The sequence below is a fragment of the Vibrio sp. 779(2023) genome (genome assembly GCF_033344285.1).
Taxonomy (GTDB): Bacteria; Pseudomonadota; Gammaproteobacteria; order Enterobacterales; family Vibrionaceae; genus Vibrio; species Vibrio alginolyticus.
In genome coordinates, this window is sequence record NZ_JAWPOM010000001.1 from 599,869 (window position 1) to 606,622 (window position 6,754).

4 protein-coding genes and 1 pseudogene are annotated in these 6,754 nt (G+C 44.7%); 2 read left to right on the forward strand and 3 right to left on the reverse strand.

Features of this window, described 5'->3' with window-relative positions; genetic code table 11:
* Positions 1-9 precede the first annotated feature (9 nt).
* Complete coding sequence (gene rnb, locus R8O70_RS02620) at positions 10-2,013, reverse strand: exoribonuclease II (protein WP_053350659.1); 2,004 nt, start codon at positions 2,011-2,013, stop codon at positions 10-12.
* 413 nt (positions 2,014-2,426) lie between these two features.
* Here rnb and R8O70_RS02625 point away from each other — a divergent pair, with 413 nt between their 5' ends.
* Complete coding sequence (locus R8O70_RS02625; protein WP_258624874.1) at positions 2,427-4,343, forward strand: DEAD/DEAH box helicase; 1,917 nt, start codon at positions 2,427-2,429, stop codon at positions 4,341-4,343.
* 72 nt (positions 4,344-4,415) lie between these two features.
* On the opposite strand, the pseudogene R8O70_RS26465 reads toward R8O70_RS02625, so the two are convergent.
* Together R8O70_RS26465 and R8O70_RS26470 are read right to left on the reverse strand one after the other, a co-directional pair.
* Positions 4,416-4,664, reverse strand: a pseudogene (locus R8O70_RS26465) (EAL domain-containing protein); the annotation flags it as partial.
* A 71-nt stretch (positions 4,665-4,735) separates the two neighbouring features.
* Complete coding sequence (locus R8O70_RS26470) at positions 4,736-4,864, reverse strand: hypothetical protein (protein ID WP_005375695.1); 129 nt, start codon at positions 4,862-4,864, stop codon at positions 4,736-4,738.
* Between the two features lie 569 nt (positions 4,865-5,433).
* Here R8O70_RS26470 and R8O70_RS02635 point away from each other — a divergent pair.
* Complete coding sequence (locus tag R8O70_RS02635; RefSeq protein WP_258624876.1) at positions 5,434-6,627, forward strand: acetate/propionate family kinase; 1,194 nt, start codon at positions 5,434-5,436, stop codon at positions 6,625-6,627.
* Positions 6,628-6,754 lie beyond the last annotated feature (127 nt).

The following is a 6,754-nucleotide window of genomic DNA, read 5'->3' on the forward strand; positions in this document are numbered from 1 at the left end:
CATTCGGTATTATTCACTTACAGTCTGTTCTGTTTGTGCTGCTGGTTGTTCAGCGAATACCTGGGTTGGCTTTGCAACTAAACTGCGGTTTTCTTGGTTTACGTCCGTAAGGACAATTTCCAATGTATCCCCAAGTTTGTATACGACCTCTTTATCGATAGAGATGGTACCGTTGTCGCCATTGCACTCAATTCTTTCTTTATTATCAAGAATTAGTGCACCAGGAATAAAGGCTGCTGCGCCATTTTCGAGAAGTCGGACACGTGCGCCTGCACGATTAATATCGAAAATCTCACCTGTGAAACAAGTTTTCTTGCTCGGCTCATCAGCAAGCGTGCGTGCATATAGCCAATCTGAGACATTTCGCTCAGCGATTTTATGATGTTTACGATGTAGAGCTAGCTCTTCGCCTACTTGGTCATCTGGTTTTTGTACGGGTTCTTTACCAAGGATGACGGCCTTCAACATACGGTGGTTGATCATATCACCGTATTTACGAATTGGTGATGTCCAAGTTGCATAGATGTCTAAACCCATTGCGTAATGAGGCAGAGGCTGATTACCCACTTCACTGTATGCTTGGAACTTACGAATACGGTTATCTAGGTAAGACGTTTCTTGAGCAGCCAACCAGCGGCGCAATGCAGCAAAGCCTTCTAGTGTAGCAATAGACTCCGCTGTGAACTCCAACTGGCCTTCTGGATTGACAAGTTGAACCACTTCTTCAATCTTCTCGTTCTTGATACCAGCATGCGTATTGAAAACACCTGTTTCAAATTTATCGCGTAATGTACGACCTGCACAGATGTTTGCGGTAATCATGGATTCTTCAACAAGGCGGTTTGCACTGCGGCGCATGTCAGCGTGGATAGCGATTACATCGTTATCTTCACTGAGCTCAAAACGGTAGTCAGGACGATCAGGGAAGACCACTGCGTTTTTCTCACGCCATTCAGCGCGAGCAAGAGAGAACTCATAAAGATCACGAACGATGGTCGCGATCTCTTCAGATGGCTGCCATGCTTCAGAGCTGCCGTTTTCTAACCAATCAGACACGTGATCGTATGCTAGGCGTGCATGTGATTTGATGTTTGCCGCGAAGAATTTAATATCGTCGCCAATCACACCATCTTTACTTACCGTTACGGTACAGCAAATAGCAGGGCGGGTTTCACCTTCAATCAGAGAACATAGGTTGTCCGCTAAATCACGAGGTAACATCGGGATGTTGCGGCCTGGAAGATAAATAGTATAGCCACGCTCACGCGCTACTTTATCCATTTCATCTTCAGGTGTGATGTAGGCGGTTGGGTCCGCAATAGCGATGGTGAGTTCGAAATCGCCAGATACGGTTTTCTTCGCGTACAGCGCATCGTCCATATCTTTAGTCGATTCACCGTCGATAGTGACGAATGGAACATGAGTCATGTCTACGCGTTCTAGCTCCGCGTCGTCTTTCAGTTCCCAGTTATCGATGCCTGCTGGCTCAGAGTTTGGTAGATCGTTTTGAGCAAGCGTTACCCACCAAGGCGCAATTTTATCATTCGCGTCAGTGATTTTTTCAGAAATTTCTACGAAGAAAGAATTATCGCCTTTTAGAGGGTGGCGAATAAGATGTGCGACAACCCAATCACCTTCGGCGAACTCGTCAGGTTTTAGACCTTTCTTTAGTTTCGCTTTAAGAGATAGCTTTTTAAGCTGTGGGTGATCAGGTGCTACGTTGAGCTTGCCTTTGAACATTTTTACTCGACCAATAAAGCGAGTCACGGCTTGTTCCAGCAGCTCTTGTGGCTCTGCAACTTCGCGTTCATTTTCGGTGCGGATAATGGCGATGACTTTGTCACCGTGCATGCACTTTTTCATGTACGCAGGCGGGATGAAGAAGCTCGTCTTACTGTCCACTTCCAAAAAGCCAAAGCCTTTATCTGTGGCTTTTATTGAGCCTTCTTTTTTAGGCAGGTTTTCTTGGATTTGCTGCTTAAGCTGAGCGAGTAGTGGGTTATCTTGAAACATCTTTTCTTAAATTACCTATGGAGTTGGGCACACTATAATCATTGCGAGCTATTATTACTACCTGTGGAGCGTAATTTCGCCGTGAATTTTGCCAATTTAACCACGAGAAATTGGCTTAAATATTGATGAAATTCTCATCTGTGAGTTACGCGAATCTACGGGGAATGGTAGGGTTGGTGGAAAAATATGCTAAAAATACCATTGTTGAGAATAAATTGTGATGTAATTCAATTTTTTCTGGATTTTTTTATGCTTTTAAGGAATAATCCGCCTCCCTTAGTCGTCCCTAATGGCTTATCGCGGTTGTGTACTGTGCTGTGTTCCCGTCTGAATGGAATCAGTATCTGGATGGATCAGTATCGAATTGGAAGAGCATATGGGACTGTTTTTTTGTTTAATTAAGTAGGATCCCAATGCAAGATTCTGTTATTCAATTCAGTGATTTATCTCTGAATGATTCTATCCTTTCTGCTCTAGACGGAATGGGTTTCGTGTCACCAACTCCAATTCAGGCTGCGGCAATCCCACACCTATTGGAAGGTGCTGACGCGCTGGGTAAAGCTCAAACAGGTACAGGTAAAACAGCAGCGTTCTCTCTGCCTCTTCTCAACAAACTCGATCTAAACCAACGCAAACCGCAAGCGATTGTACTTGCTCCGACTCGTGAGCTGGCAATTCAGGTTGCAGCGGAAATGAAAAACCTTGGTAAAAACATCAAAGGTTTGAAAGTTCTAGAGATTTACGGTGGCGCATCTATTGTCGACCAAATGCGTGCTCTTAAAAGTGGCGCTCATGTAGTTGTTGGTACTCCAGGCCGTGTTCAAGATCTTATCAATCGCGAACGTCTACACCTAGACGAAGTTAGTACTTTCGTTCTTGATGAAGCAGACGAAATGCTAAACATGGGTTTCGTAGATGATGTAACTGCGATCATGGAGCACGCTCCAGAGTCAGCACAACGCGTTCTGTTTTCTGCAACTATGCCTCCAATGCTGAAGAAGATCGTTGAACGTTTCCTTCGTGACCCTGTAACGGTTGACGTTGCTGGTAAAAACCACACTGTAGACAAAGTTCAACAACAGTTCTGGGTAGTGAAAGGTGTAGAGAAAGATGAAGCGATGTCTCGTCTTCTTGAAACTGAAGAAACTGACGCGTCAATCGTATTCGTACGTACTCGTCAAGATACTGAGCGTCTGGCTGACTGGCTATCTGCACGTGGCTTTAAAGCAGCTGCACTGCACGGTGACATTCCTCAGTCTCTACGTGAGCGTACTGTTGATCACATCAAACAAGGTGTTATTGACATTCTAGTTGCAACTGATGTTGTAGCTCGTGGTCTTGACGTTCCACGTATTACGCACGTATTCAACTACGACATCCCATTTGATGTTGAGTCATACATCCACCGTATCGGTCGTACTGGCCGTGCTGGACGTAAGGGTAAAGCGATCCTTCTAGTTCGCACTAACCAAATTCGTATGCTTCGCACTATCGAGCGTGTAACTAAGTCATCTATGGAAGAAATCCAACTTCCTCTACGTGACCAAGTTGCTGAAGCTCGTCTAGCTAAGCTAGGCGCTGAGCTTGAAGCAGAGAAAGAGCACAAAGCACTAGACAAATTTGCTGAGTTGGTAGAGAAACTACAAACTTCTCTAGACATCGACCCAGCAACACTTGCTGCTATGCTTCTTAAGCGTCAGCAAGGCAAACGTCCTCTGTTCTACATTGGCGAAGACCCAATGGTTGAAGCAATTGAGCGTGACAAGCAACGTCGTAAAGAGCGCCGTGAAGGTGGTCGCGACGGCGGTCGTAACTTCAACAACCAAGACTGGGATACTTACCAGCTTCAAGTTGGTCGTGAGCAAGGCGTTCAAGTTAAAGACATCGTTGGCGCTCTAGCAAACGAACTAGGTCTAGGTAAAGGTTCTATCGGTGCGATCAAGCTAGCTCAAGGTCACACATTCGTACAGCTACCTAAAGCAATGACTTCAGACGCGGCGAACAAGCTAAGCAAACTACGTATCCGTCAACAAGATGTTGGTGCTGTAGTATGTGACTTCGATGATTTCCGCGAGTCTCGTGGTGGTCGCCGTGACGGTGGTCGTCGTGATGGCGGTGGTTACCGTGGCAACCGCGAAGGCGGCAACCGTGGTGGTGATCGTCGTGAAGGCGGCCGTCGCGAAGGTGGCTTCCGTGGTAACCGTGACGGCAACCGCGATGGCAATCGCGAAGGTGGCGAACGTCGTTTCGATCGCAACCGTGGTGGTGATCACCGTGGTGCACATCGTGGTGAACGTGGTCACGGTCGTGGCCGTCGTACAGACGCATAATCACGAGTGATTAAAGCGACGGTTTAAGTTGCTACAAAAAGAATTGAAAGCCGAGCAAAGCGCTCGGCTTTTTTATGCGCGTCTAATACGGTTTTGCTTTTCATCGTGTTTGTTTACCCAACTTATTACTTCGTCTAAGGGCAGGGCAGGACAGAACAAGTAACCCTGAATGATGTCACAGCCTCGACTTCTCAAAAAATGCAGTGTGTCCATGTCTTGAACGCCTTCTGCTACGACCGAATACCCTAATCCATGTGCTAGCGCAATCGTGTTCTCAACGATAGAGCGGGAGCCTTCTGTGCGGCTTGCTGTGAAAAGAAATTAACCAGCTTACCTTGAAACGTATTATCAATCTTTCGACGTTTTTGAGGTTATCTCATAATTTGAATCAGTCATTGGCCTTCAGGTTGTGTCATGTCTTCGATAGACTCAAAGCAGTATTTACGATTAGGGAGCCCTGTAAGAGCGTCATGGACGGCATTGCGCTTCTCTCTTTCAGCAACGGTCAGAAGATCTAACATCGAATCGTTGCTCCACTTAATCACCAGCACGACAAAGGTATGCCGCCAAAAATTATAAGAGAAACGCCCGTTTCTAAGAGAGAAGCAATAGGTTTTTGCATGATGGCGTGCAAAAAAACGGCATAAGCAAAAATGAAACAGCTGATTAACAATAATAGGTAAGTCCACCCGGTTACGTCAGTTTTTGAGCAGATGTTTTTTGTCATCTGCCATCCCCAGCAGAGCAAAATCAAACCTAAGATCACTAGTAGAAACGCAATAGTGAGCACATTATTACCCCGATTTATTGATTGGTTTGTTATTTTTGTTAACCCAATAAACAACGTGTTTTATATGCCTGACTTTGTACAAATTGACCTGTTCATAAACTATGTTTAACAAGTGATATTTTTTAGTCTTCAAATAAAATCAAAACTTGCTACAGATCAACAAAATTTGTTCAATCAAATCGGTTTTACTAAAAGATTGTTGAAAGATTAAAAAATTATTGAATAATAGAGGGGCAAACAAGAAGTACGCAGCGCACAAGCGCTATTACAACCTCTGCTCTACAACAGGATAACTATTTCATGTCTAATTCGTTTGTACTGGTGATCAACTCTGGTAGCTCTTCATTAAAATTTGCTGTTATTGATTCTGAAACCGGTGAAGCTTTGGTATCAGGTATTGGTGAGTGTTTTGGCCTACCTGAAGCTGAAATCAGTTGGAAATATCAGGGAGAAAAAACCGTTGAAGCAATTCCAGCTGGCGGCAACCATCATCAGTACGCCGTTGAGCGAGTGGTAAAACTACTCGATACTCTAGGTTTGAGCTCAAAATTTGTCGCTGTAGGCCATCGCATTGTCGCAGGCGGTGAAACCTTTAAAGGAACTGTGAAAGTTGATGAAACAGTTATTCAAGAAGTAGAGCGCCTTGCTGAACTTGCACCACTTCATAACAAAGCGAACGCTGAAGGCATGAGAGCGGCAATGGCGGCGTTCCCTTCACTGCCTCAATTTGCTGTATTTGACACTGCTTTCCACCAAACAATGCCAGCCAAAGCCTTTATGTACGCACTTCCTTACGAGCTTTACGAAGAGCATAAAGTGCGTCGTTACGGTGCTCACGGTACAAGCCACTACTACGTAAGCCGTGAAGCAGCGAAAATGCTAGATAAGCCGGTTGAAGAAAGCAGCTTTATCACTGTGCACTTAGGTAACGGTGCATCAGTGAGTGCGGTTAAAAATGGCGAATGTGTTGATACAAGTATGGGTTTGACGCCGTTAGCTGGCCTAATGATGGGCACTCGCTGTGGTGACCTTGATCCAAGTGTTATCGAGTTCCTTTTCCGTAAAGGCTGGGAAAAAGACGAAGTGTTCGAGATGATGAACAAGAAGTCAGGTTTCTTAGGTGTATCTGGTGTGACAAGTGATGCTCGTGGCGTACTAGAAGCAATGGAAGCGGGGAATTCACGTGCGAAGTTGGCATTTGAAATCTTCACTTACCGTGTTGCGAAATACATTACTTCTTACCTAGCTGCTCTGGATTCATTAGACGGCATCATCTTCACTGGTGGTATTGGTGAAAACTCACTACCAATTCGTCGTGAAATCTTGAAAAACCTAAAACTTCTAGGTTTTGTTGAAGATGAGAAAGGTAACGAAGATGCAAGATTTGGTAACGCAGGTGTTATTGCAACATCTGAGTTGTTAGGTTCCAAAGCTCTTGTTATTCCTACTAACGAGGAATTTGTGATAGCTAAACAATCGGTTGAACTATTGTAATATATAACGAAAATAGAAAGTTAAAAGCGAGCCTCGTGCTCGCTTTTTTATTTTCAGCCCTAAACCACCTACTTCAGTAGGTGGTTATCATCCGTTTCGGCTTTGCCTGTAAAACTACTCATGCTAA